We start from the raw sequence: 22,123 nt of genomic DNA, 5'->3' as shown, positions 1-22,123 counted from the left end.
GTTGTTAGTGCTTTTATAACGACAAGAATTTTTACATTATTTTTAGGAGTAGCTAAATGAGCTTCTTTATCTCCCCAGCTTATGCTGAAGGTGCTGCCGGTGCCCCAATGGATTCTGGTATGTTCAACATGATCTTCTTGGTTGGCTTTGGTCTGATCTTCTACTTCTTCATGTGGCGTCCACAGGCTAAGCGCGCTAAAGAGCACAAAGAGCTTCTAGGTGGCCTTAGCAAAGGTGATGAAGTGATCACTGCAGGTGGTATTCTGGGTAAAGTAGTTAACCTAAACGACGACTACATTGTTCTAGAAGTGAGCGAAGGTACTGAACTGACTTTCCAAAAAACTCACGTATCAGCAGCTCTGCCAAAAGGCACTCTTAAGAGCATCTAAGCTAATTCACAGACGCCACTACATCTAGTAGTGGCGTTTCTGTTTCTATCAGGGAATAGGGCGCTATGCTCAATCGATACCCCCTCTGGAAAAATCTCCTTATTTTGTTTGTGTTAGTGTTCGGTGGTTTATACGCTGCACCTAACTTGTATCCCGATGATTATGCGATTCAGCTAACCGGCACACGTGATGTGTTTGAAGTGGATGAGCCGCTAATCGAAAAAGTTACTGCTGCGCTGGAGCGTGAAGGTGTATCTGTTAAGGAAACTGAGCTTGATAGAAAAGCCGGCCTTATCCGTTTCCCTGATGGCGATTCCCAGCTTAAAGCGAAAGATATTATTACCCGTGTAGTGGGTGATGATTACGTTGTAGCCCTTAACTTGGCACCAACAACGCCTGAATGGCTTTCTTCTATGGGCGCAGGCCCGATGAAGCTTGGTCTCGACCTACGTGGTGGTGTTCACTTCCTTCTAGAAGTTGATCTTCCAAAAGCTGTGACTCAGAAGCTAGAAAACTACGCGTCTGAGATCAAAGGTCGTCTGCGTGAAGAGAAGCTACGTTACCGTAAGCTAGAAACGCGTGAAAACGGTGCCTTGGCAATTAAATTCACCAAGCTAGAGTCTCGCGATGCAGCGGTTAGCCTTCTGCGTCAGGAATACGCTGAGTTCTTAGTGACAGCAGATGATCGCGATGGCGATTTTTATGTTGAAGTCAATCTGACTGAACAAGCTGTTCGTGATATCGAAACTTATGCGATCAAGCAGAACCTGACAACACTTCGTAATCGTGTAAACGAACTGGGTGTAGCTGAGCCGCTAGTTCAGCGTCAAGGTCGTAACCGTATCGTAGTTCAGCTACCGGGTATCCAAGATACTGCGGCGGCTAAGAAGATTATCGGTAAGACAGCAACGCTTGAATTCCGTTTGGAAGCTAAGCCAGGTGCAAGCTCTGCACGTACTGAGGTTTACGAGTTCCGTAGTGAACTAGGCCGTAAAGCTACGCTAGAGAAAGATGTCATCATCAAAGGTGATAATGTATCTAACGCGCAAGCTTCTTTCGATGAGAACGGTCAGCCACAGGTAAACATCTCGCTTGATTCTAAAGGTGGTGAGCTAATGGCTCGTACCACCAAGAACGCTGTACAGCGTCGCATGGCTGTACTATTTGTAGAAGATAAAGAGCGTACGGTAACTAAGACGGTTGATGGTATTCAGGTAACGGAAAAAGTACGTTACACCGAGAAGAACATTATCTCTCTTGCGACGATTCAGGCAGTATTGGGTAACTCTTTCCGAATCACAGGTTTGGACGGAGCGGGCGAATCTTCTGAACTAGCACTATTGCTACGTGCCGGTGCACTGGCTGCGCCAATCTACTTTGTAGAGGAGCGTACAGTAGGTCCGAGCTTGGGTGCACAGAACATCGAAACCGGTGTGATGTCGGTTCAGATCGGTCTAGCCCTAGTCTTGCTATTCATGATTTTGTACTACCGCGTGTTTGGTCTACTGGCGAATATCGCACTGACCTTGAACTTGATGCTATTGGTTGCAGTGATGTCGATGCTATCGGCAACGCTAACGCTGCCGGGTATTGCGGGTATCGTATTGACGGTTGGTATGGCCGTGGATGCGAACGTACTGATCTTCTCGCGTATCAAAGAAGAACTTAAAAATGGTCTGCCACCGCAATCAGCAATTAATGCTGGTTTCAAAGGCGCGACTACAACCATCTTTGATGCCAACATCACAACGCTTCTAGCGGCAGTTATTCTATTTGCGATGGGTACGGGGCCAGTTAAAGGCTTCGCGATCACGCTATCTGTAGGTATTTTGACCTCTATGTTCACGGCGATTCTTGTAACGCGTGCACTGGTTAACTTAACTTACGGCGGCCGCCAAGTTAGCAAACTATCAATCTGAGGAAGCTGTGATGTCTACACAAAAGATATATAACTTCATGGGCTTCCGTAAGATCGCAGCAGCTTGTTCTGTGGTCTTACTGATAGTCTCTATTGGTGCTTTAGCTGTTAACGGTTTGAAGTTCGGTTTGGACTTTACCGGCGGTAGTTTGGTTGAGATTGGCTACGAACAGCCAGCCGACTTGAACAAGATCCGTGATCAGCTAAAAGATGTTGGATTTGAAGATGCGGTGGTGCAAACCTTTGGTTCGCCAACCGATATTCTTATCCGTTTAGGTCAGGATCATGACCCTCAGCTGGGTGATAAAGTGCTGTCAGCATTGCAGGCGGGCGAATCACAACAGCTTAACTTGCGCCGTAACGAGTTCGTAGGTGCGCAGGTAGGTGAAGAGCTACGTGAACAAGGTGGTCTGGGCATGCTGTTAGCATTGTTCATGATCATGGTTTATGTAGCGTTCCGTTTCCAGATTAAGTTCTCTGTAGGTGCAGTAGCGGCCTTGGTACACGACGTATTGATCGTGCTTGGTTTCTTTGCTCTATTTAAGTTGGACTTTGACCTAACGGTACTGGCAGCAGTATTGGCGGTAATCGGTTACTCGTTGAACGATACCATCGTAGTGTCTGACCGTATTCGTGAAAACTTTCGTAAAGTGCGTAAAGGTACACCGTTAGAGGTAATGAATATCTCATTGACGCAAACCTTAGGCCGTACCTTGGTGACCTCTTTAACCACATTGTTGGTATTGTTGGCGCTAAGTATTTTCGGTGGTGAAATGATTCACGGTTTCGCGACAGCATTGTTGGTGGGTGTATTTATTGGTACTTACTCCTCCATCTATGTGGCGGCTAACGTCCTAATTGCGATGAACATTTGTAAAGAGGATCTTCTCCCTCCTGAGGAGAAAGAGACCGAGGTCGATGATCGTCCTTAAGTTTGACAAGAGCCGGCATTTGCCGGCTCTTTTCGTTTACAATGCCTTTAAATCATCGCTTTAAGCGGTGCTATCCTAAAAGAAAGCCTTCGGCGTGTTATTCTAGCTAGATAAATGCCCTAGCCATTTCGTTTTTGAGAGCTCTATGAGTAAAGATTGGACTAAAAGTGACCCTAAAGCCGCAGCGGAAGCGGAGAAGTATTCCAACCCGGTACCGAGCCGCGATTACATTCTGCAGTACATGCAGGAGTGGGGCGCGCCGATTGGGCATGCACAGCTGTGCGAAGGTTTAGGTGTCTGGGATCCAGAGAGTCGTGATGCGGTCTTCTTCCGATTGAAGGCGATGTGTCGTGATGGTCAGTTGATGAGTAATCGCCGTAATGAATTTGCGCTGATGGATAAGATGTCGCTGATCAAAGGCCGTGTTATTGGTCATCGAGATGGTTATGGATTTGTTAAGCCAGAAGAGGGTGGTGATGATCTCAAGCTAAGCCCTCGTCAAATGCGCCAAGTATTCGATGGTGATCGAGTTTTAGTGCAAGAAACTAACGTCGATTTTAAAGGTCGTCGTGAAGGTAAGATCGTTGATGTACTGGAGCGTAATACCCGTAAATTGGTAGGGCGTTATAGTGGTCGGGATGGCTTTGGTTATCTCCGTCCTGAAAACCAGCGTATCACGCAAGAGATCATGATTGTTCCTGATCCTGAGGCAGAAACACCGTTAACTTACAAAGATGGTCAGTTGGTTGTTGCTGAGCTGATTAATCAGCCAAGTAAGCGTCAATTGCCACAAGCGAAAGTGACCGAAGTGCTAGGTGACCATATGGCACCGGGCATGGAGATCACGGTTGCGATCCATAACTATGAGATCCCGCACGAATGGCCAGAAACTGTTCGCCAAGAGATCGGCGAACTGACTGCTGAAGTTGAAGAGAGCGCCAAGGCTAATCGTGTTGATCTGCGTGATCTGCCACTGGTTACTATTGATGGTGAAGATGCTAAAGACTTTGATGATGCAGTTTATGCTGAGCGCAAAAAGTCCGGTGGCTGGCGCTTGTGGGTCGCGATTGCAGATGTATCTTGGTACGTACGACCTGATTCTGAATTAGATAAAGAGGCTTATCAGCGCGCGAACTCAACTTACTTCCCTGAGTTTGTTGTACCGATGCTGCCAGAGCTGCTATCAAACGGCTTGTGTTCGCTTAACCCTAAGGTAGATCGCTTGGCGATGGTCTGTGAGATGACGATCAGCGAATCGGGCAATCTATCCGGTTATCAGTTCTATGAGGCGGTAATCAGCTCCCATGCACGTCTAACCTACACTAAGGTTGGTAAGATGCTGATGCAGCCAGAAGAGGAAGAATCAAAAGCATTGCGTGCTGAGTACGCCGATGTGGTTCCTCATCTAGAAGACTTGTACAGTCTTTACTTTGCTTTGCGTAAAGCCCGTGAAATCCGTGGTGCGATCGATTTCGATACCACTGAAACGCGGATGATCTTCGGTGAAGATCGTAAAATCGACCAGATCGTTCCGGTTTACCGTAACGATGCGCATAAGCTAATCGAAGAGTGCATGTTGTGTGCAAACGTTGCTACCGCACGCTTCCTGAACAAGCTGAAAGTCCCAGCGATCTATCGTGTCCACGAAGGCCCGAAAGAACAGCGCTTACAAAATCTACGTGCTTACCTTGGTGAGTTAGGCTTGAATTTGGCGGGTGGTGAAAAGCCTGAGCCGATTCATTATCAAGAGCTGGCAGAGATCATCGAAGAGCGCCCTGATCGTCATCTGATTCAGACCATGATGCTGCGCTCTATGCAGCAAGCGGTATACAGCCCAGATAACCAAGGTCACTTTGGTTTGGCGTACCCTGCGTACACACACTTTACCTCGCCAATTCGTCGTTACCCCGATCTATTGGTGCACCGTTTAATTCGTGCCCGTATTCACTCTGAAAGTCAGGATAAAGCGATTAAGCGCCCTGATGATTTTGCTCAAAATGCAGATTTTGCATGCAGCTACAGCATGGAGCAACTGCTGCAATTGGGCGAACACTGTTCTATGACAGAGCGACGCTCAGATGATGCGACTCGTGATGTTGTGGCGTGGCTTAAGTGTGAATACATGCAGGAGCATGTCGGTGACGAGTACGAAGGCGTGATTGCTGCTGTTACCGGCTTTGGTGTCTTTGTTGAGCTTGATGAGCTGTTTGTTGAAGGTCTTGTGCATATCACTGGTTTGCCGGGTGATTACTACGTATTTGACCAAGCTAAGCAGCGCTTAGTGGGTGAACGTACTCGTAAAGTGTTCAAACTGGGTGATCGTTTACGCGTTAAAGTCGCGCGTGTGGATTTGGATGAACGTAAGATCGATTTTGAACTGATCGATCATCAGCCAGTTAAGAAAAAGAAAACCACGCGTCAGCTGTTAGCTGAAGGTAAGATCGGCGGTCCGTCTTCTAAAGGCGATAAAAAGCTGCCAGGTCATAAACATGAGTGGGGGCATCGTCCTGCTAAGGATGAAGAGCGCAGTAAGCCTAAGAAAGGCTCTAAGCGTGATGCTCTGCGTAAATCGCGTAAAAAACCTGCTGCAGGCGGTGAAGGTGGTCCAAAGAAACGTATAGCGGCTAAAGCTCAGCCTTCTCGCGGTAAGGAATTATCTTCTGCAGAACGCGAATTGATGGAATTTGCTGGCCCAAGCGGGGGTAAGAGCAAGAAGTCTAAAAAGCGTAAGGCTACGGCTAAGCCTAAATTGAAAGGTAAGCAGAAAGGTTTAAAAGTGAAAAAGCCGAAGCGTAAATAGGCTGCTTTCACGAGATTTGAGTCTTTAAAAAAAGGCGCTGTAGTTATCTATAGCGCCTTTTTTATTGGATTGGTATATCTTAACCGATATGTTTTGCGTAGCTATTGCGATCTATATCCAGTACTTCGACGGTAATCGAAAGGTCTTTCAACCCCAGCGTTTTAAGCTCATTAAGCACAGCTTCAGTCAGTTGGGTTTTCTGCTCGGTATTACGGCCGCTTAAGATCCGTGATGAAACGTGGATAAAGCCATTAAGCCCTGCACCATTCATATGCTGCTCGTAAGCATGTGCGCGGACCTTTATGTCTTTTTCAGCAAAGAGGTTAGCAGCGATAGCACCTTGGAAAACCTTCTCCATAACAGTCGTAATTTCTACCTTATCTTCAATCTGCTTGGAGTATTCGATGATTAAGTGGGGCAAGGGATAGCTCCTTTTAAGCCGTCTTAATTAAGACTTTTTAAAGATCTTGGTTAACAGGTGATTCGCTTGTTTCTGTAGCAGTGTTTGATGCTTAGGCGTGACTTTAAGCAGCAATACTTTGTCTTCATCTTCGCGCCTGATGTCGGCTTCTTGCAGCATCGCCTCTTTCAATAAAGGGGCTTCGGTTAGTGCTGTATGACTGATTAGATCGTTACTGTTCGTAGTGCGTGTCAGGAAGTGAGCTTCCTCTTTTACCAGATCATGTTTGTCATGATGGCCGCGAGCGAGGGACATCTGTAGGCTTAATACTGGCTGGAAACCGCGAATACGAGAGTGGTTGAAGCCTTTGTATAACAGGTTGAATAGCTGGCCTGCGCATAGTGCGTTAATACCGTGGCTATCCTTTTCGTCCCGTAATTCAAAACGCAGCAGAATATCTTTATTGGGCAATTGCTCGCAGGCACCGTTATAGATGCGCGCGACCTGTTTTGCCAAGTGATGATATACATTCAGCAGTGTTGCTTTCTCGTCAGGCTCCATATTATCGCTGCTGGCGGTATTGGCATCGATATAGAACAGATAGATGGCATCTTGCGGCGTTAGTATTAGTTCTAACTCTTGCTCAAAGCTATAAAGGTCCAGCTGCTCCTCATGACGCTCATTCATGCTTTTCAGTAGAGGATTCTCGCGCATCGGAGTGTGAGTTTCTTGCGTGCCTACCGGTTCCTCTTCTAGCACGAGAGTCTCGACGGTATTTGCGACGGTTTCAGAATCATCAAGCTGCTGCGGTTGATGCTCAAATTTAGGCATCTGCTGCTGAGTGCTTGGTGCCGGTTTGAGAAGATCGACCAACTCATGGGTGTGTAGCAGATCAGAAGCCTTTTGGTTTGGTGCTTGTGGTTCGGAAATGGCTCCGGGCGAAGCTTCAGGCCCCGTTTCAGGCCGAGTTTCGGTAATGTCTTGAACTAGGTTTTCTTCCTCTACAGATGGCCTAATAACAGGCGCTGCTTCGCTAGAGGTTTGCGTGCTTTCAACTGCGAGCTGTTCTTGGGTTTCAGAGTTACTGGTTTCTGCTGTTGCAGAGCCGATAGTGACAGTGTCTTCGGCAATCTCTTGAGGTGTGCTTTCAATAGGCGTCTGAGTGGCCAGCGTATCGGAGAAAGAAGGCTCAAACTTTTCTTCCTCATCTGTGCTGCTTTCAGAGATGAATTTATCTGATCGGGTAAAAAACCAACTGGTTGTCAGTAGCAAAATTGCAGTGAAGATGGCGATGATCAGTAAAGGCCATAGCTGGCTGCGCAGTAACTGCTCAACAGGGCCGCTGTCCAACCAGATCGTTACTGTACCAATGGTCTTTTCTTGTTGAATTAGCTGCTGTTGCAAGGTCTGCTGGCTGGATTTGCCCGCGCGAGCGAGAGTGAAACCATTAGCATCTTGTACATGTAGGCCGCCAACATACTCAAGCTGGGTTAATTCGCTGAGTAAATAGTTAAGGCTGACGCGATCATCCGAGAGAAGCAGTGGGCGGATCAGAAGTTCACTTTGTTTAGCGATGTTCTGCCCGATGATTTGCGTCTCGTGCACCGCCTGTCGGCTGGTAGCTAGGTGCATGTAGAGAATACTGACGATAAAACCCACCAATAGCACTATGCCCAAGGATAGCGTCAGATTCCTTCTGAAATTAGGCTTTGATTTGGCGGTGTTAGTCACAGTCAGTGTTAGCTCAAAAACGGATGCAGGGGCAAATAATAACAGGTCATTCTACCGAGGGTGAATATGATTTGCATTAGAGGTATAACCCAAGTGTCCCTGACGCTATAATAAAGGGCTTATCGATAGGAAGGACAGCAATGAACGTACAAGAATATATGATTCAGCTAGGTGAAAATGCCCGTGCAGCGGCGCGCCTAGTCGCTAAAGCAGACACTAACCTAAAAAATCAGGCGTTGTTGGCAATGGCTGATGCTATCGATAGTAGCCGACCGGCACTGCGTGAAGCGAATGCAAAAGACTTAGACAATGGTCGTTCAAACGGTTTGGACGATGCCATGTTAGATCGCCTTGAGCTAACTGATGCTCGTATCGACACTATGATCGAGGGCCTACGTCAGGTTGCAGCTTTACCAGATCCAGTAGGCGCGATCACTGATCTTAAATACCTACCGAGTGGTATCCAGGTAGGTAAAATGCGTGTACCGCTAGGCGTGATCGGTATTATTTATGAGTCTCGTCCAAACGTAACCGTTGAAGCAGCGAGTCTGTGTCTAAAATCCGGTAACGCGACGATTCTTCGTGGTGGCTCTGAAGCGATTCATTCCAACCAAGCGGTAGCCGAGTGTATCCGCCAAGGTTTGAGTGCTGCGGGCTTACCTGAAAATGCAGTACAGGTTGTTGAAACGACTGACCGTGAAGCGGTGGGTCAGATGATTACAATGCCAGAATACGTGGACGTAATCGTTCCTCGTGGCGGTAAAGGCTTGATCGAGCGTATCAGCCGCGATGCTAAAGTGACGGTAATTAAACACTTGGACGGCATCTGCCATGTTTATATTGATGAGCAGGCGGATAAAGGCAAAGCTGTGAACGTTGCTTTGAACGCTAAAACACACCGTTACGGCACTTGTAACACCATGGAAACACTATTGGTGCATGCCAATATCGCAGCTGAAGTACTGCCTGAGCTAGCGGAGCGCTATCAGGCTGTAGGTGTTGAACTGCGTGGTTGTGAGCGTACTAAAGCTCTGTTGCCATTCGTCAATGATGCGACAGAAGAAGATTGGGTAACCGAATACCTAGCACCAGTTTTGGCAATCAAGTTGGTAGACGATATGGATGAAGCGATTCGTCATATCAACCGTTACGGTTCACACCATACAGATTCGATCATTACTGAGAACTACACTAAGTCACGTGCATTCTTACGTGAAGTCGATTCCAGTTCGGTAATGGTTAATGCCTCAACTCGTTTTGCGGATGGTTTTGAGTACGGTCTAGGTGCTGAAATTGGTATCTCTACTGACAAAATCCACGCACGCGGGCCGGTAGGCTTGGATGGACTGACCTCCGAGAAATACGTTGTACTAGGTGATGGTCACATCCGTCAGTAATTTAGATTATGAAAGCGAACGCTTTTGCTTTTATGGGTGGGACTTTTGATCCCATCCATAATGGCCATCTGAGAACGGCTCTGGAATTACAGCATTGGTTAGGCGTGGATCGGCTCTGTTTGATTCCCTCTAAAACTCCAGTGCACAGAGCGACTCCAGGTCGAACCTCTGAACAACGTTTAGAGATGGTGAAGTTGGCGGTAGCCGATGAGCCAAGCTTGTGTGCTGATGATCGAGAAATCAGTTCTGAGCAGCCTTCTTATTCATTCCTGACACTGCAGGGATTACGTTCTGAATTAGGTGATCAATGCCCAATCTTTATGATCATGGGTATGGATTCTTATATGACGTTACCTAGCTGGTATGAATGGGATAAGTTTACCGATTACTGCCATATCGTTGTGGTAAAACGGCCCGGTTACGATCTGCCTACAGAGGGTGAGATCAAAGAATTTACAGATGAGCATAAGGCTCAAAACTTGGAACAGGCGATGGCGCTACCGGCGGGCAAAGTGCTGTTTCATGAGCTGACTCCCTTAGGGATATCAGCAACGCAGATCCGCGAAACCATAGCGCAGGGCTTGTCGCCTCGTTATCTGTTTCCAGATGGGGTCTGGCAATATATTCAAGATAACCGTTTATACGGTTTAACTAACTGAAGTGAAATAATGCAAGCTGAAAAAGTTTTAGAACTAGTGCACACAGCACTAGAAGATATGAAGGCCAAAGAAGTTGTCGATCTAGATGTTCGTGGTCGTTCTAGCGTAACGGATTACATGGTTATCGCGAGCGGTACATCTAAGCGTCATGTTGGATCTATCGGCGAAGAAGTGGTTGTTAAGCTGAAAGAAGCAGGCGTGATGCCACTAGGTTCTGAAGGCCAGGGCGTAAGCGACTGGATTCTTGTGGATCTAGGCGATGTGGTTGTTCACGTAATGATGCCAGATGCACGTGACTTCTATGATCTAGAGCGCCTATGGGGCGTTGACGCAGAAGCGTAGAACTTTTTATGAAAATCCGGATCATAGCTGTGGGCGGCAAGATGCCTTCGTGGGTAAACGAAGGTTATCAGGAGTATACCAAACGCCTACCTGCAGATTTTCAGATTGAGATGATCGAAATTCCGTTAGGGCATCGAGGTAAGAGCAGTGATGTTGCTCGTGCTAAGAAGCAGGAAGGAGATCAGATGTTGGCGGCGATACCTAAAGGCGACCGAATTATTGCTTTGGAAGTGTTAGGTAAAAACTGGTCAACCGAAAAACTGGCGTCACAAGTGGAAGACTGGCGTATGGATGGCCGTAATATCAGTCTACTCATTGGAGGCCCGGATGGTCTGGATAGCCGTTGTTCTGCAATGGCAGATCAGAAATGGTCGTTGTCTGCACTGACGTTACCGCATCCGCTTGTGCGGGTGATGTTGGCAGAGCAACTTTATCGTGCCTGGACGGTCATTCAGGGACATCCTTACCACAAGTAGAAGAACGCTAGGAATATGGCAGCAGAGCGCCTCAAGGATCACTCGAAAGAAAGCCGCACATTTAAGTTTCGTGCGGCTTTGGCGTTTTTTATCGTGGTCATTATGCTCGGGATTCTACTTGGGCGTATCTATTATCTTCAGGTTATTGAGCACGACCGCTATGTGGCGATGTCGGAAGATAACCGTGTTCAACTTCAGCCCGTGCCGCCGACGCGAGGTTTAATCTACGACCGCAACGGGGTGCTGTTAGCGGATAACCGCCCTAGTTACAGTGTCACGCTTCTTAAAGAAGAGGTGAAAGACATTGAGAAAACCCTAGTCGATCTGCAAGCACTGATCCCTATTACTGATCGTGAAGTTGAGCGTTTCAAAAAGCGCCTAAAACAGCGTCGTCGACCTTTTCAATCGGTGCCTGTGCGCTTTCGTTTAACGGAAGAAGAGATCGCGAAAATATCGGTTAATTACCATCGCTTACCGGGTGTACGTGTAGAGGCAGAGCTAATCCGTTACTACCCCTATGGTGAAACATTGGTTCACGCCATGGGTTATGTTGGCCGCATCAACGAGAAAGAACTGAAACGAGTTGACCAGGATAACTACGCGGCAACCCACTATATCGGCAAGCTCGGTATAGAAAAATTCTATGAAGATCAGTTGCATGGCGAGGTGGGTTTCCAAAAGGTAGAAACCAATGCCCGTGGTCGAGTGATGCGCATTCTGGAACGGACGGATCCTAAACCGGGTAAAGATCTAGTTTTGCACTTGGATCTTAGGCTGCAACAGATTACGGAGAAACTGCTGGAAGGCCGACGCGCCTCGGTTGTGGCGATGGACCCGAAAACCGGCGGTATCTTAACCTTAGTATCGACTCCTGCTTATGATCCGAACTTGTTTGTGACGGGTATTTCGTCGAAGGATTATTCGGCGTTAAGGGAATCGAGAGATTTGCCGCTGTTTAACCGTGCTATCCGTGGCGGTTACCCCCCAGGTTCGACGATTAAGCAGCTTGTTGCTTTAGCAGCGATTGATACAGGAGTAGTAAAGCCTTCTTATACTGTTTTTGACCCAGGCTTCTACACCTTAACTCGTGAAGGACGTAAATACCGTGACTGGAAACGTACAGGCCATGGTCGCGTTGATATGTATGACTCTCTCGCGCAATCCTGTGACGTATGGTATTACGATGTTGCCCATAAAATGGGTGTCGATCCAATGTCTGATTACTTGGGCAAGTTTGGCTTTGGTCAAGTGACCAGTTTGGACTTACCGGAAGCAATCGGCGCTATTCTGCCTTCTCGTGAGTGGAAAAAGCGTGCGCGTAAAACACCTTGGTATACCGGTGACTCCCTTAATATGAGTATCGGTCAGGGCTTCTTTGTCGCAACGCCATTGCAGTTAGCAACGGCGACAGCGGTTGTTGCCAATCGTGGTAAGTGGCACTCTCCGAGAATGTTACAAGGTATTAAAGAAGCCAAAGAGGGTGAAGAGCCAACTTTATATATGCCTGATATAGCCGGTGTGAAACGGCCACTTCCTGATGTAAAACTTAATAAAGAAAAGCATTGGGACGATATCATCCGTGGTATGCGTGAAGTTATGCACGGAAAGCGCGGTACTGCGCGTAGCTCTGGAGCAAATTCAGCTTATGAAATTGCCGGTAAGACCGGTACTGCGCAGGTAGTCGGTATCAAGCAGGATGAAGAGTACGATGCTGAAAAGCTGGCAGAAATTCACCGTGACCATGCCTTGTTTGTAGCTTTTGCACCTATTGATGATCCAAAAATCGCTATCTCAGTAATTGTTGAAAACGGCGGAGGCGGTTCAAGTACGGCTGCGCCTATTGCGCGTCAAGTGATGGATGCGTATCTGTTGGGTATCGATCCTTTTGCTGAAGCAGCAGAGCCGGAGGTGGCTACACGATGATGGGACGTGAATTTGAGCGCTATATGCCAGAAGCGCACGACCATCTGCGTCAACGTCCAAGTTTGTGGAGTTACACTAACCTAGATGGTTGGCTGTTATTGCTTCTGCTTGCCCTGTGCGGTTTTGGTTTGTTTATCCTTTACAGCGCTTCAGGCCAAGATATGGGTTATGTCACCCGTCAGGCTATCCGTATGGGTGTAGGTTTTTTTGTCATGATTGTCTTGGCACAGTTTACCCCGAGATTCTTAGGGCGGTGGGCGCCCGCGCTTTACTTGATTGGGGTCGCTCTACTTGTGTGCGTAATTCTCTTTGGTGTCGGTGCTAAAGGGGCGCAGCGTTGGATCGCCTTACCCGGCTTCAGATTCCAGCCTTCGGAAATCATGAAGTTAGTTCTACCGCTGACGGTAGCTTTTTACTTGGCCCATAGGCCGCTTCCACCGCGTGTTAAGCATATATTTATCAGCCTTATGCTGGTGGGTATTCCTACTGTGCTGATTATGAAACAGCCGGATTTAGGCACGTCGTTATTGATCGCTTCATCGGGTATTTTTGTGCTGCTGCTTTCTGGGATTTTATGGCGGTATATCTTCGCAGCATTAGGTTTGGCTGCAGCTGCACTACCTGGCTTGTGGATGGTCATGAAGGATTATCAGAAGCAGAGGGTATTAACTTTCTTAGATCCAGAAAGTGATCCTCTTGGATCAGGCTGGAACATCATTCAATCGAAAACAGCGATTGGTTCGGGAGGTCTTTCAGGTAAGGGCTGGTTAAGCGGAACTCAGTCACAGTTGGACTTCCTACCGGAATCTCACACCGACTTTATTATTGCGGTTGTGGCCGAGGAGATGGGCTTAATCGGTGTTCTCATATTGCTGACGCTGTATCTGTTAATTATTGCGCGTGGCTTGGTTATTGCTGCCCGTGCGCCAGATAGTTTTGGTCGATTGTTAGCGGGTAGTTTGATTTTAACTTTCTTTGTTTATGTTTTTGTAAATATAGGCATGGTAAGTGGTTTACTGCCGGTAGTCGGTGTACCTTTGCCATTGGTTAGTTACGGTGGTACTTCGATTGTGACCCTCATGGCAGGGTTTGGCATTATTATGTCGGTGCATAGTTATCGCACCATGTTGTTAAAGTAGAAGTGTGTCGGCGTTATTTTGTAATAGACCGATTTTATAGGAGTTATTTATGTTGTACGTGTTTAGGGAGCTTTTCAGGGATGAAATCTAAATTTCTTGTACCAATGGCAGTTGCTGCGGGTGTTTTACTCACCGGTTGTGTAATCACAGAGAAACCAACAGCAGAGGTTAAATCTACAGAGCAAATTGTTACATCTGAAAACGTAGCTAACACAGCTACAAAGGACGGTGTTGTTAAGCAAGAGAGAAAGGCTAAAGCTACGAAAAGAATGACTCAGGAAGAGTTGTTGGCGTCTGTTCGTGGTGGTTCTTATGCCGATTACCCACGTGCACAGCAGTTTATTGAAGAAATGAAAGCGGAAGGCTTTGAAGAGGCTTACCTGCGTGAAGTACTAGGTAAAGCTAAACGTCAAACCTCTATATTGAAAGCGATCTCTCGACCTGCAGAAGGGACATTGAATTGGGGGCAATACCGCAAGATATTCTTAAAGGAAAAACGTATTAATCAAGGTGTTGAGTTTTGGCAGGAAAACCGTCAGGCGCTACTGGATGCGGAAAAGAAATATGGTGTTCCTGCTGAGATTATTGTTTCGATTATCGGTGTAGAAACCCGCTACGGGCGGATTACAGGTAGCTACCGTGTGTTGGATGCGCTAACGACTTTAGGCTTCGATTATCCCCGTCGTAGTGAATTCTTCTTAGGACAGTTGAAAGAGTACCTCTTGCTAGTCCGCGAAGAACAAGTAGAGATCACATCACTGAAAGGTTCATATGCTGGCGCAATGGGTTACGGCCAGTTTATCCCGTCTAGTTACCGTAACTTTGCTATCGATTTTGATGAAGATGGTAAGCGCGATATCTGGAAAAACAAACGCGATGCAATTGGCAGTGTAGCTAACTACTTTGCCGAGCATAAATGGAAGCCGGGTGAGCCTGTAATTAGTGCTGTGTCTTTCCAGAAAGAAAGGGACGAAAACTGGTACAGTGTTGGTCGTAAGGGGTTGATTCCTAAACATACTCTTGGCGAGTGGCAGGCGCGTGGAGTGCAGCCGCAGCTGGATTTAGATGCTGAAGGAAAGGCAATTCTGATGCGCTTAGTCATGGGTGAAGATGAGCAGTATTGGTTAGGTCTTCATAACTTCTATGTTATTACCCGTTACAACCATAGTAAGCTATACGCAATGGCTGTTTATCGCTTAAGTGAGCAGATTAAAGCTGCTTATGAGAAAGCGGAATCAGGCCAAATTGCTAAAAAATAATAATTTTACGAGTAGGCTATGCTGCAAAAAATTGGTCTAGTTCTATTGGCACTTGCTTTGGTCGGCTGTTCTTCTACAAGCACAACGACCAATAGTGGCCGCTATTCAATGCGCCATGATAAAGCACCTGATCGTCCAGTAGATGTATCTCATGTAAAAGATGCGGTACCAAAAGTAGAGCCAAAGAGTCGTGGGGGTAATAAAAGCCCTTATACGGTATTTGGCAAACAGTATTGGGTAATGAATAGCTCGTTAGGATATAACGAGACAGGTACAGCTTCCTGGTACGGTAAGAAGTTTCATGGTCATAAAACCTCTAATGGTGAAATTTATGACATGTATAAGATGTCGGCTGCCCATAAATCATTGCCGATCCCGACTTATTTGAAGGTAACGAACTTGGCGAATAATCGTCAGGTGATTGTAAGGGTGAATGATCGTGGCCCTTTCCATGGCAACCGTATTATTGATCTGTCTTATGCTGCAGCATCTAAGTTAGATATTCTCAAGCATGGTACAGGTAATGTGCGATTAGAAGCGATCGACCCAAGAGCATGGCAAAAGTCTGGAGCCGTTGTTGCAGCTGCTCCAGAGCCAACTGCAAATATAGCAGGGCGTTACCTGCAAGTGGGAGCTTACTCCAATAGAGATTCAGCAGAATATGTGGAAAGCCAGTTGCGTCCATTATTACCTGAGCTTGCGGTATTAATTCGTCCTACGACGACTAATGACCGTACTTTGTATCGTGTCCAAATTGGACCATTAAAGTCGGATACTTCGCTGATGGATCTAACCCAAAAAGTTGAGCAGATGGGGCATAAGAATCCTCGGTTGGTGGACTTCCCTTAAGTGCTTGAGTAGAGTTATCCACGGCGTTTAAGTGGACTTTTTAAAACCTAAGGAAATGATGATCTGGCGGGTCTTTATTTCCCCAAATAGATTCTGGAAAACAATGTTTAATAAGGCTTCTAAGTACTTTTCTGTACTATTTTTGACACTGTTTGCATTCCAAGTGCATGCGGTGGCACGTCTAATACCAGCAGAACCTCAAATTGCGGCGACTGCGTATCTTGTCGTTGATGCCGATACAGGTAAGGTTATTGCGTCTAAGAATGCTGAAAAGGCGTTTGCGCCAGCGAGCCTGACCAAAATGATGACGGCCTACATTCTTGAGTATGAATTAAGTAAAGGGAATGTAGGTGTAGATGACCTGGTACTTATCAGTGAAAAAGCATGGCGGACTCAAGGTTCCCGCATGTTTATTCGCGAAGGAACCCAAGTACGTCTTGGCGACTTGATGAAAGGGATCATTATTCAGTCTGGTAATGACGCATCTGTTGCAGTGGCTGAGCATATTGCGGGTAGTGAGCTAGCCTTTGCGGATCTGATGAATCAGCATGCGGACCTACTGGGCATGCAAAACACTAATTTCCTGAATGCTACAGGTTTGCCTGCCGAGGGCCATAAGTCATCTGCTGCTGATCTAGCAACGCTTGCTCGAGCAATCATTAATGATTTTCCTGAGCTTTACAGTATTTACTCTGAAAAGTATTTCACCTACAACAAAATCCGCCAACCAAACCGTAACAAGCTGCTTTGGCGTGATAAAACTGTTGATGGTATGAAGACAGGTTACACCGATGAAGCAGGTTATTGCTTAGTGGCTTCAGCGAAGCGTGATGGTATGCGACTCATCTCTGTTGTTTTAGGTACCAGTGACGAAGAAGCACGTGCACGTGAAACACAGAAGCTACTGTCCTACGCTTTCCGTTACTACCGCACGCACAAGCTATACGAGAGCAATGTCGTACTAAATACAGCGAAAGTGTGGTCGGGCGTATCTGATCAACTGCGTATGGGCATTGAAGATTCACTTACAGTAACCATCCCGCGTGGGCAGGCAGATAAACTGCAAGCTACAATGGATGTAGACAAGGTTATTTCAGCGCCAATTGAAAAAGGACAAGAGCTAGGCAAAGTTCGTGTAACACTTGATGGTGCGTTGGTCGCTGAGGTGCCATTGGTAGCGATGGAAGCTGTTCCAGAAGCCGGTTTGTTAAAGCGTATTTGGCATGCCATCCTACTTTTCTTTACCAGCTTAATTGGCTAAACGCATTTAGCGTTGCCCTTTAAAACTGCACGGATGCCCACATCTATAAACGTAGATGTGGGCATTTGCGTTTAGGTGATATGAATACAGTCTATCTGAATGGCGAGTTCATCCCTCAAGAGGAAGCGAAAATTTCGGTTTTTGATCGTGGCTTTCTGTTTGGGGACAGTGTTTATGAGGTGATTCCATACTATCAGGGGATAGGGTTTCGCCTGCAGGAGCATGTGGATCGTTTAGAGCATAGTTTGCGCGCGGTTCGAATCAAAAGTAACTGCGATTGGGTTGCCATCATGAATCAGCTAGTTGAGTTGAATAGTGGGGGCAATTTGTCGGTATATCTTCAGGTCACACGGGGGAGTGCCGGTAAACGTAGTCATGCTTACGATGATAGTTTAGAGCCGACCATTTTTGCCTGTTGCTCGCCAATTAAAGATATCTGGCAAGCGGGCTGTGATGATGTTGTGCCGTTGAAAGCGATTGTTACAGAAGATCTACGCTGGCATCGTTGTGATATAAAATCGACCTGTTTGCTGCCAAATATACTTGTGTTACAGCAAGCCAAAGATGAAGGTGTGGATGAAGCGCTGTTCTCCCGGGATGATCGGTTAACCGAGGGCTCAGCCTGTAATCTGTTCCTGGTGAAGCGCGGAGTTCTCTACACTCCTAAACGTAGTTCAGAGATTTTAGGTGGCATTACCCGAGAGCTCATTCTCGAATTGTCAGACCAGTATGCGATTCAATATCAGGAGATTGATATTGATTATGATAAGTTACTGGCTGCGGATGAGGTTTGGGTGTCCAGTTCCACCCGAGGTATAGTGCCTATAATTGAGGTTGATGGTCATCAGATTGGTGATGGTCAGAAAGGTCCGGTTTGGCGGAAGATTTTTGAAAAGTTTTCTGAGTATCAGCGGCAGTTGATGACCGGTAAGCCAACGGAGAATTAGACAGAGTTTATGACAGATAAGCAGCAAGAACCGCCAAAGATCGAATTTCCATGTCCTGACTATCCAATTAAAGTAGTTGGGGTAAATAGTGAAGATTTTCGCGGCCACGTTATCGAAATTGTTCAGATTCATGTTCCGGATCTGGATATCTCAAAGGTTACTTTGCAGGATAGCCGTAAAGGTACATTTCAATCCGTACGCTTTAAGATTACAGCGCAGAGTGTTGAGCAGCTTAAAGCCCTGCACGAAGCGTTAATCGCGTCTGATCGCGTAAAGATGGTGATCTGATGAACCCTGATCAGCTAATTGTCAGGGATTTAGGTTTACAGCCTTACGAACCAACATGGCAGCGGATGCAAAATTTCACTAATGAGCGTGATGACTCGGTCGTGGATGAAATTTGGTCGCTGCAACATGAACCTGTGTTTACACAGGGGCAAGCAGGTAAAGAGGAGCACCTGTTAGGTACGGGTGATATTCCGGTTGTTCAGGTTGATCGGGGTGGCCAAGTCACTTACCACGGCCCTGGACAGGCAATTATCTACCTGCTGCTGAATTTAAAGCGTAAGAAAATAGGCGTACGTGAGTTGGTTTCAATAATGGAAGAATCCGTTGTTGAAACAGTCCAGTCCTATGGCATAGAAGCTTATGCCAAGCCGGATGCGCCCGGCGTCTATGTGGATAATAGTAAAATTGCATCCTTAGGCCTTAGGGTTCGCCGAGGTTGCTCTTTCCATGGTTTGGCTCTTAACCTTGCTATGGATTTAGAACCCTTTTTAAGAATAAACCCATGTGGCTATGCCGGTATGGCGATGACACAACTTGGCGCGTTAACTTCTGACCTTGATCAGGTTGAGGCAACGCAGCGTCTTCTGGATATCCTTATTACCAAGCTAGGGTATAAAGAAGTCACTCGACAAACTACTCTGGATTAAGCCTAGATGTCATTAGATAACAATAACGAAGTAAAGAAGAAGCGGGTAGAGCAAGGCGTTAAATTGCGTGGCGCCGACAAAGTTGATCGAATTCCAATTAAGGTAATTCCAACTGAAAAAGAAGATATGCCGCGTAAGCCAGATTGGCTCCGTGTGCGGATGGGATCCAGTGCAAAAGTGGACAGTATCAAACAGAAGCTGCGTAAGCATAAACTCGCGTCTGTTTGTGAAGAGGCAAGCTGCCCTAACTTAGGCGAATGCTTTAGTCATGGTACAGCTACCTTCATGATTATGGGTGATATCTGTACCCGTCGTTGTCCATTCTGTGATGTAGCTCACGGCCGTCCAAATGCTCTAGACGAGAATGAGCCTAGAGAGATGGCAGAAGCGATCGCGGATATGGAGTTGCGTTATGTCGTAGTAACTTCGGTTGACCGTGATGATCTGCGTGACGGCGGTGCTCAGCACTTTGCTAACTGTGTCAGCGAAACGCGCCAGCGTATTCCATCTATCGAGATGGAGATCCTAGTTCCTGACTTCCGTGGCCGTATGGATATCGCGATCGATATTCTTACCGGAACACCGCCTGACGTGTTTAACCACAATATGGAAACTGTACCACGCCTATACAAAGCGGTACGTCCAGGTTCTGACTACGAGTGGTCTCTACGCTTATTGAAAAAGTACAAAGCGAAGAACCCAGATGTACGTACGAAGTCTGGCTTGATGGTGGGCATTGGTGAAACCAATGAAGAGATCATTGAGGTAATGAAAGACCTACGTGCTCATGATGTAGATATGCTGACAATCGGTCAGTATCTGCAACCAAGCCGTTCACACCTAAAGGTAGAGCGCTTTGTAACCCCTGAAGAATTTGATGAGTTTAGCCGCATTGCAAAAGAGCTTGGTTTCAAACATGCCGCTTGTGGTCCTTTGGTTCGCTCCTCTTATCATGCCGATCTACAAGCGAAGGGTGAAAAGGTAGGTTAATGTCCTGAACTCCTTTAACTTAAAGTTATCCACAAAGGCCGTTCTTAGAACGGCCTTTTTTATTGCTAGTGACCCGCTGTCATTCCAGCCTAGGCTGTAATCTATATGAGATTTTATTAGTCCTAGTTTGCACCAGTTCTTAGCGCTGCTGCTCTTATAGCTATTTGTTCTTTTCCTTATAACTGAAAAATCTATATATTAGGTGTTTCTAATATTAATGCTGCTTTAGGCAGTAAAGGTTAAAAACTAAGGTTTATTATGAGCACTAAAACCATCTCTGTTACTGCCAAAATGAATGCTGGTTGGGCTATCCATGCGGATATCCGTGACCACAAAGTAACGATCGATCAACCGCAGGCGAGCGGCGGAACCAATGAAGGCCCTACACCACTTGAGTACTTCCTGTTCTCTCTAGCGGGTTGTATCGGCTCAATTGCACGAATTGCTGCGAATCAGGAAAAGATCGAGCTACGTAGCATGCAGATCCAAGTAGATGGTGATCTGAATCCAATGGGGCTCATGGGCAAGGAAACTGAAGATCGTGTCGGCTTTCAGACGATTAGCGTTCAAGCAAAGATCGATGCTGATCTGAGCGAAGCCGAGAAACAAGCGTTCTTAGATAGAGTTTGCTTACGCTGTCCGCTACACGACAATATTAAGTTGGAAACTGAGGTTCTGCATCATTATATTGGGTAGGTCTTTTTAGAACGAGTTGCTGTAGCTCTTAAGGCATTAACTGGGGCATTAACTCCTTAGCGGCAACTCGCTATACTGCCCCTATGATCAAATTTCTAGCTCCATTTGTCTTCTTAGTGCTATCCGGCTGTACTCCAAATGTTCAGCCAACAAACACGCCTACCGAACTTGATCAAATCACTGTTACAAATCTATCCAATCAAACTTTAACGAGTGTACGGATCGAAGTTTTATCCACAAGGAGTAAAATTATCTGTCAGCAGGTTGGTCCAAATGGTTTTTGTGCGTTTCGATTTAAAGCGCGACCTTTACGTGGAGAGACGGCGCAGATCGATTGGCAGATTGGCGATCAGAAGTGGCATGAGTTAATCAGTGCGAAAGATGTAGGCATTTCGAAGGGTTGGTATCAGGTAAAGTTAAACCTGACGCTAACTGCAGATGGTCAGGCTAAAATAATAGCTGTTGAATCCAATTAAACGCCTTTATCGGGGATGTAATGTTACATAAGACGATGTTTTCCACCCCTGTGGTTCAGCCCTGCTTGCGCTGGTTCTCTCGAACAGTTCTAAATCTGTTGGGCTGGAAGGTTGTGGGTGATATCCCAAAAGATTTAAAGCAGTGTGTCGTGATTGGCGCTCCCCATACTACTAACTGGGATATGCCGTTTAGCCTGATGGTGGCTTTCTCGCTGAATGTACCGCTCTATTGGGTGGGTAAAGATAGTATCTTTAAATTTCCATTTGGTGGGTTGATGCGCTGGATGGGGGGGATTCCTGTAGATCGTAGTAAGTCGAATAATATGGTTGAGGCGACGGTACAGCAGTTTGAAAAGCACGCTGAGCTGAGAATTATGATGTCCCCAGAAGGCACGCGTTCAAAAGTGGCTAAGTGGAAATCCGGTTTCTACTATATCGCCCATGGAGCAGGGGTGCCGATAGCCCTTGGCTTTATTGATTACAAGCAAAAGCGGGCTGGCTTACTAGGCATGCTTGAAACGAGTGGCGATTATGAGGCTGATTTGGCAAAGATTTTTAAGCGATATGGAGATTATTTAAGGCCTGCTAAGTGAGCTATCCCTGT

The 22,123-nt window shown here is 46.5% G+C and carries 22 protein-coding genes; 20 read left to right on the top strand and 2 right to left on the bottom strand.

Features of this window, described 5'->3' with window-relative positions; genetic code table 11:
• Positions 1-56 precede the first annotated feature (56 nt).
• The 4 genes from yajC to rnr all read left to right on the top strand — a co-directional run bounded on the left by yajC (position 57) and on the right by rnr (position 6,039).
• Positions 57-389: a preprotein translocase subunit YajC gene (yajC, locus tag ACMXYR_RS14345; protein WP_415882520.1), complete on the top strand. Its 333-nt coding sequence runs from the start codon at positions 57-59 to the stop codon at positions 387-389.
• 65 nt (positions 390-454) lie between these two features.
• Positions 455-2,308, top strand: coding sequence for a protein translocase subunit SecD (gene secD, locus ACMXYR_RS14340; protein ID WP_415902111.1), 1,854 nt, complete (start codon positions 455-457; stop codon positions 2,306-2,308).
• A gap of 10 nt (positions 2,309-2,318) precedes the next feature.
• A complete protein-coding gene (gene secF, locus ACMXYR_RS14335; protein WP_415902110.1) occupies positions 2,319-3,239 on the top strand; it encodes a protein translocase subunit SecF in 921 nt (306 codons plus the stop codon).
• A 145-nt stretch (positions 3,240-3,384) separates the two neighbouring features.
• Entirely contained in the window at positions 3,385-6,039 is a 2,655-nt protein-coding gene (gene rnr, locus ACMXYR_RS14330; RefSeq protein ID WP_415902109.1) for a ribonuclease R, read from the top strand.
• A 79-nt stretch (positions 6,040-6,118) separates the two neighbouring features.
• On the opposite strand, the gene ACMXYR_RS14325 is transcribed toward rnr, so the two are convergent.
• Both ACMXYR_RS14325 and ACMXYR_RS14320 read right to left on the bottom strand, forming a co-directional pair.
• Positions 6,119-6,460, bottom strand: a complete 342-nt coding sequence (locus tag ACMXYR_RS14325) for a 5-carboxymethyl-2-hydroxymuconate Delta-isomerase (protein ID WP_415902108.1) — start codon at positions 6,458-6,460, stop codon at positions 6,119-6,121.
• Positions 6,461-6,487: 27 nt separating this feature from the next.
• Positions 6,488-8,098: a hypothetical protein gene (locus ACMXYR_RS14320; protein ID WP_415902107.1), complete on the bottom strand. Its 1,611-nt coding sequence runs from the start codon at positions 8,096-8,098 to the stop codon at positions 6,488-6,490.
• Between the two features lie 212 nt (positions 8,099-8,310).
• Between ACMXYR_RS14320 and ACMXYR_RS14315 the strand changes: the two genes are divergently transcribed.
• The 16 genes from ACMXYR_RS14315 (at position 8,311) to ACMXYR_RS14240 (ending at position 22,112) form a co-directional block, all read left to right on the top strand.
• The gene (locus tag ACMXYR_RS14315) at positions 8,311-9,567 is read left to right on the top strand and encodes a glutamate-5-semialdehyde dehydrogenase (RefSeq protein ID WP_415902106.1); all 1,257 of its coding nucleotides are present in this window, start codon (positions 8,311-8,313) and stop codon (positions 9,565-9,567) included.
• A gap of 8 nt (positions 9,568-9,575) precedes the next feature.
• Positions 9,576-10,226, top strand: coding sequence for a nicotinate-nucleotide adenylyltransferase (nadD, locus tag ACMXYR_RS14310; protein WP_415902105.1), 651 nt, complete (start codon positions 9,576-9,578; stop codon positions 10,224-10,226).
• A 9-nt stretch (positions 10,227-10,235) separates the two neighbouring features.
• Positions 10,236-10,568, top strand: coding sequence for a ribosome silencing factor (rsfS, locus tag ACMXYR_RS14305; protein ID WP_415899273.1), 333 nt, complete (start codon positions 10,236-10,238; stop codon positions 10,566-10,568).
• An 8-nt stretch (positions 10,569-10,576) separates the two neighbouring features.
• Positions 10,577-11,044 (top strand): 23S rRNA (pseudouridine(1915)-N(3))-methyltransferase RlmH, encoded by a 468-nt coding sequence (gene rlmH / locus ACMXYR_RS14300; protein ID WP_415882511.1) that lies wholly within the window; start codon positions 10,577-10,579, stop codon positions 11,042-11,044.
• A gap of 15 nt (positions 11,045-11,059) precedes the next feature.
• Positions 11,060-12,967: a penicillin-binding protein 2 gene (gene mrdA, locus ACMXYR_RS14295; protein ID WP_415902104.1), complete on the top strand. Its 1,908-nt coding sequence runs from the start codon at positions 11,060-11,062 to the stop codon at positions 12,965-12,967.
• Positions 12,967-14,106 carry a rod shape-determining protein RodA gene (rodA, locus tag ACMXYR_RS14290; protein ID WP_415903659.1) on the top strand — a complete coding sequence of 380 codons (1,140 nt, stop codon included), beginning with the start codon at positions 12,967-12,969 and terminating at the stop codon, positions 14,104-14,106. The genes mrdA and rodA overlap by 1 nt, the downstream gene beginning before the upstream one ends.
• A gap of 80 nt (positions 14,107-14,186) precedes the next feature.
• On the top strand, positions 14,187-15,365 hold the full coding sequence (gene mltB, locus ACMXYR_RS14285) for a lytic murein transglycosylase B (RefSeq protein ID WP_415902103.1): 1,179 nt from the start codon (positions 14,187-14,189) through the stop codon (positions 15,363-15,365).
• Positions 15,366-15,383: 18 nt separating this feature from the next.
• The gene (locus ACMXYR_RS14280; RefSeq protein WP_415902102.1) at positions 15,384-16,214 is read left to right on the top strand and encodes a septal ring lytic transglycosylase RlpA family protein; all 831 of its coding nucleotides are present in this window, start codon (positions 15,384-15,386) and stop codon (positions 16,212-16,214) included.
• Between the two features lie 103 nt (positions 16,215-16,317).
• Positions 16,318-17,475, top strand: coding sequence for a D-alanyl-D-alanine carboxypeptidase family protein (locus ACMXYR_RS14275; protein ID WP_415902101.1), 1,158 nt, complete (start codon positions 16,318-16,320; stop codon positions 17,473-17,475).
• A gap of 80 nt (positions 17,476-17,555) precedes the next feature.
• Positions 17,556-18,422 (top strand): aminotransferase class IV, encoded by an 867-nt coding sequence (locus ACMXYR_RS14270; RefSeq protein WP_415902100.1) that lies wholly within the window; start codon positions 17,556-17,558, stop codon positions 18,420-18,422.
• Between the two features lie 9 nt (positions 18,423-18,431).
• Positions 18,432-18,710, top strand: a complete 279-nt coding sequence (locus tag ACMXYR_RS14265) for a YbeD family protein (RefSeq protein ID WP_415902099.1) — start codon at positions 18,432-18,434, stop codon at positions 18,708-18,710.
• The gene (gene lipB, locus ACMXYR_RS14260; RefSeq protein ID WP_415902098.1) at positions 18,710-19,357 is read left to right on the top strand and encodes a lipoyl(octanoyl) transferase LipB; all 648 of its coding nucleotides are present in this window, start codon (positions 18,710-18,712) and stop codon (positions 19,355-19,357) included. The genes ACMXYR_RS14265 and lipB overlap by 1 nt, the downstream gene beginning before the upstream one ends.
• A gap of 6 nt (positions 19,358-19,363) precedes the next feature.
• Positions 19,364-20,347, top strand: coding sequence for a lipoyl synthase (lipA, locus tag ACMXYR_RS14255; RefSeq protein ID WP_415902097.1), 984 nt, complete (start codon positions 19,364-19,366; stop codon positions 20,345-20,347).
• Positions 20,348-20,605: 258 nt separating this feature from the next.
• Complete coding sequence (locus ACMXYR_RS14250) at positions 20,606-21,043, top strand: OsmC family protein (RefSeq protein WP_415902096.1); 438 nt, start codon at positions 20,606-20,608, stop codon at positions 21,041-21,043.
• An 83-nt stretch (positions 21,044-21,126) separates the two neighbouring features.
• The gene (locus ACMXYR_RS14245; RefSeq protein ID WP_415902095.1) at positions 21,127-21,519 is read left to right on the top strand and encodes a hypothetical protein; all 393 of its coding nucleotides are present in this window, start codon (positions 21,127-21,129) and stop codon (positions 21,517-21,519) included.
• Positions 21,520-21,539: 20 nt separating this feature from the next.
• Entirely contained in the window at positions 21,540-22,112 is a 573-nt protein-coding gene (locus ACMXYR_RS14240; RefSeq protein ID WP_415902094.1) for a lysophospholipid acyltransferase family protein, read from the top strand.
• Positions 22,113-22,123 lie beyond the last annotated feature (11 nt).

Origin of the sequence: Neptuniibacter sp. QD29_5, from assembly GCF_047778125.1 — a bacterium.
Taxonomy (GTDB): Bacteria; Pseudomonadota; Gammaproteobacteria; order Pseudomonadales; family Balneatricaceae; genus Neptuniibacter.
This window is presented reverse-complemented; position numbering and strand designations above follow the sequence as displayed.

What these genes read in the sequence shown, in the direction of transcription:
- yajC (WP_415882520.1), top strand. Translation starts at nt 57, where the DNA reads ATGAGCTTCTTTATCTCCCCAGCTTATGCTGAAGGTGCTGCCGGTGCC.
- secD (WP_415902111.1), top strand. Translation starts at nt 455, where the DNA reads ATGCTCAATCGATACCCCCTCTGGAAAAATCTCCTTATTTTGTTTGTG.
- secF (WP_415902110.1), top strand. Translation starts at nt 2,319, where the DNA reads ATGTCTACACAAAAGATATATAACTTCATGGGCTTCCGTAAGATCGCA.
- rnr (WP_415902109.1), top strand. Translation starts at nt 3,385, where the DNA reads ATGAGTAAAGATTGGACTAAAAGTGACCCTAAAGCCGCAGCGGAAGCG.
- ACMXYR_RS14315 (WP_415902106.1), top strand. Translation starts at nt 8,311, where the DNA reads ATGAACGTACAAGAATATATGATTCAGCTAGGTGAAAATGCCCGTGCA.
- nadD (WP_415902105.1), top strand. Translation starts at nt 9,576, where the DNA reads ATGAAAGCGAACGCTTTTGCTTTTATGGGTGGGACTTTTGATCCCATC.
- rsfS (WP_415899273.1), top strand. Translation starts at nt 10,236, where the DNA reads ATGCAAGCTGAAAAAGTTTTAGAACTAGTGCACACAGCACTAGAAGAT.
- rlmH (WP_415882511.1), top strand. Translation starts at nt 10,577, where the DNA reads ATGAAAATCCGGATCATAGCTGTGGGCGGCAAGATGCCTTCGTGGGTA.
- mrdA (WP_415902104.1), top strand. Translation starts at nt 11,060, where the DNA reads ATGGCAGCAGAGCGCCTCAAGGATCACTCGAAAGAAAGCCGCACATTT.
- rodA (WP_415903659.1), top strand. Translation starts at nt 12,967, where the DNA reads ATGGGACGTGAATTTGAGCGCTATATGCCAGAAGCGCACGACCATCTG.
- mltB (WP_415902103.1), top strand. Translation starts at nt 14,187, where the DNA reads ATGAAATCTAAATTTCTTGTACCAATGGCAGTTGCTGCGGGTGTTTTA.
- ACMXYR_RS14280 (WP_415902102.1), top strand. Translation starts at nt 15,384, where the DNA reads ATGCTGCAAAAAATTGGTCTAGTTCTATTGGCACTTGCTTTGGTCGGC.
- ACMXYR_RS14275 (WP_415902101.1), top strand. Translation starts at nt 16,318, where the DNA reads ATGTTTAATAAGGCTTCTAAGTACTTTTCTGTACTATTTTTGACACTG.
- ACMXYR_RS14270 (WP_415902100.1), top strand. Translation starts at nt 17,556, where the DNA reads ATGAATACAGTCTATCTGAATGGCGAGTTCATCCCTCAAGAGGAAGCG.
- ACMXYR_RS14265 (WP_415902099.1), top strand. Translation starts at nt 18,432, where the DNA reads ATGACAGATAAGCAGCAAGAACCGCCAAAGATCGAATTTCCATGTCCT.
- lipB (WP_415902098.1), top strand. Translation starts at nt 18,710, where the DNA reads ATGAACCCTGATCAGCTAATTGTCAGGGATTTAGGTTTACAGCCTTAC.
- lipA (WP_415902097.1), top strand. Translation starts at nt 19,364, where the DNA reads ATGTCATTAGATAACAATAACGAAGTAAAGAAGAAGCGGGTAGAGCAA.
- ACMXYR_RS14250 (WP_415902096.1), top strand. Translation starts at nt 20,606, where the DNA reads ATGAGCACTAAAACCATCTCTGTTACTGCCAAAATGAATGCTGGTTGG.
- ACMXYR_RS14245 (WP_415902095.1), top strand. Translation starts at nt 21,127, where the DNA reads ATGATCAAATTTCTAGCTCCATTTGTCTTCTTAGTGCTATCCGGCTGT.
- ACMXYR_RS14240 (WP_415902094.1), top strand. Translation starts at nt 21,540, where the DNA reads ATGTTACATAAGACGATGTTTTCCACCCCTGTGGTTCAGCCCTGCTTG.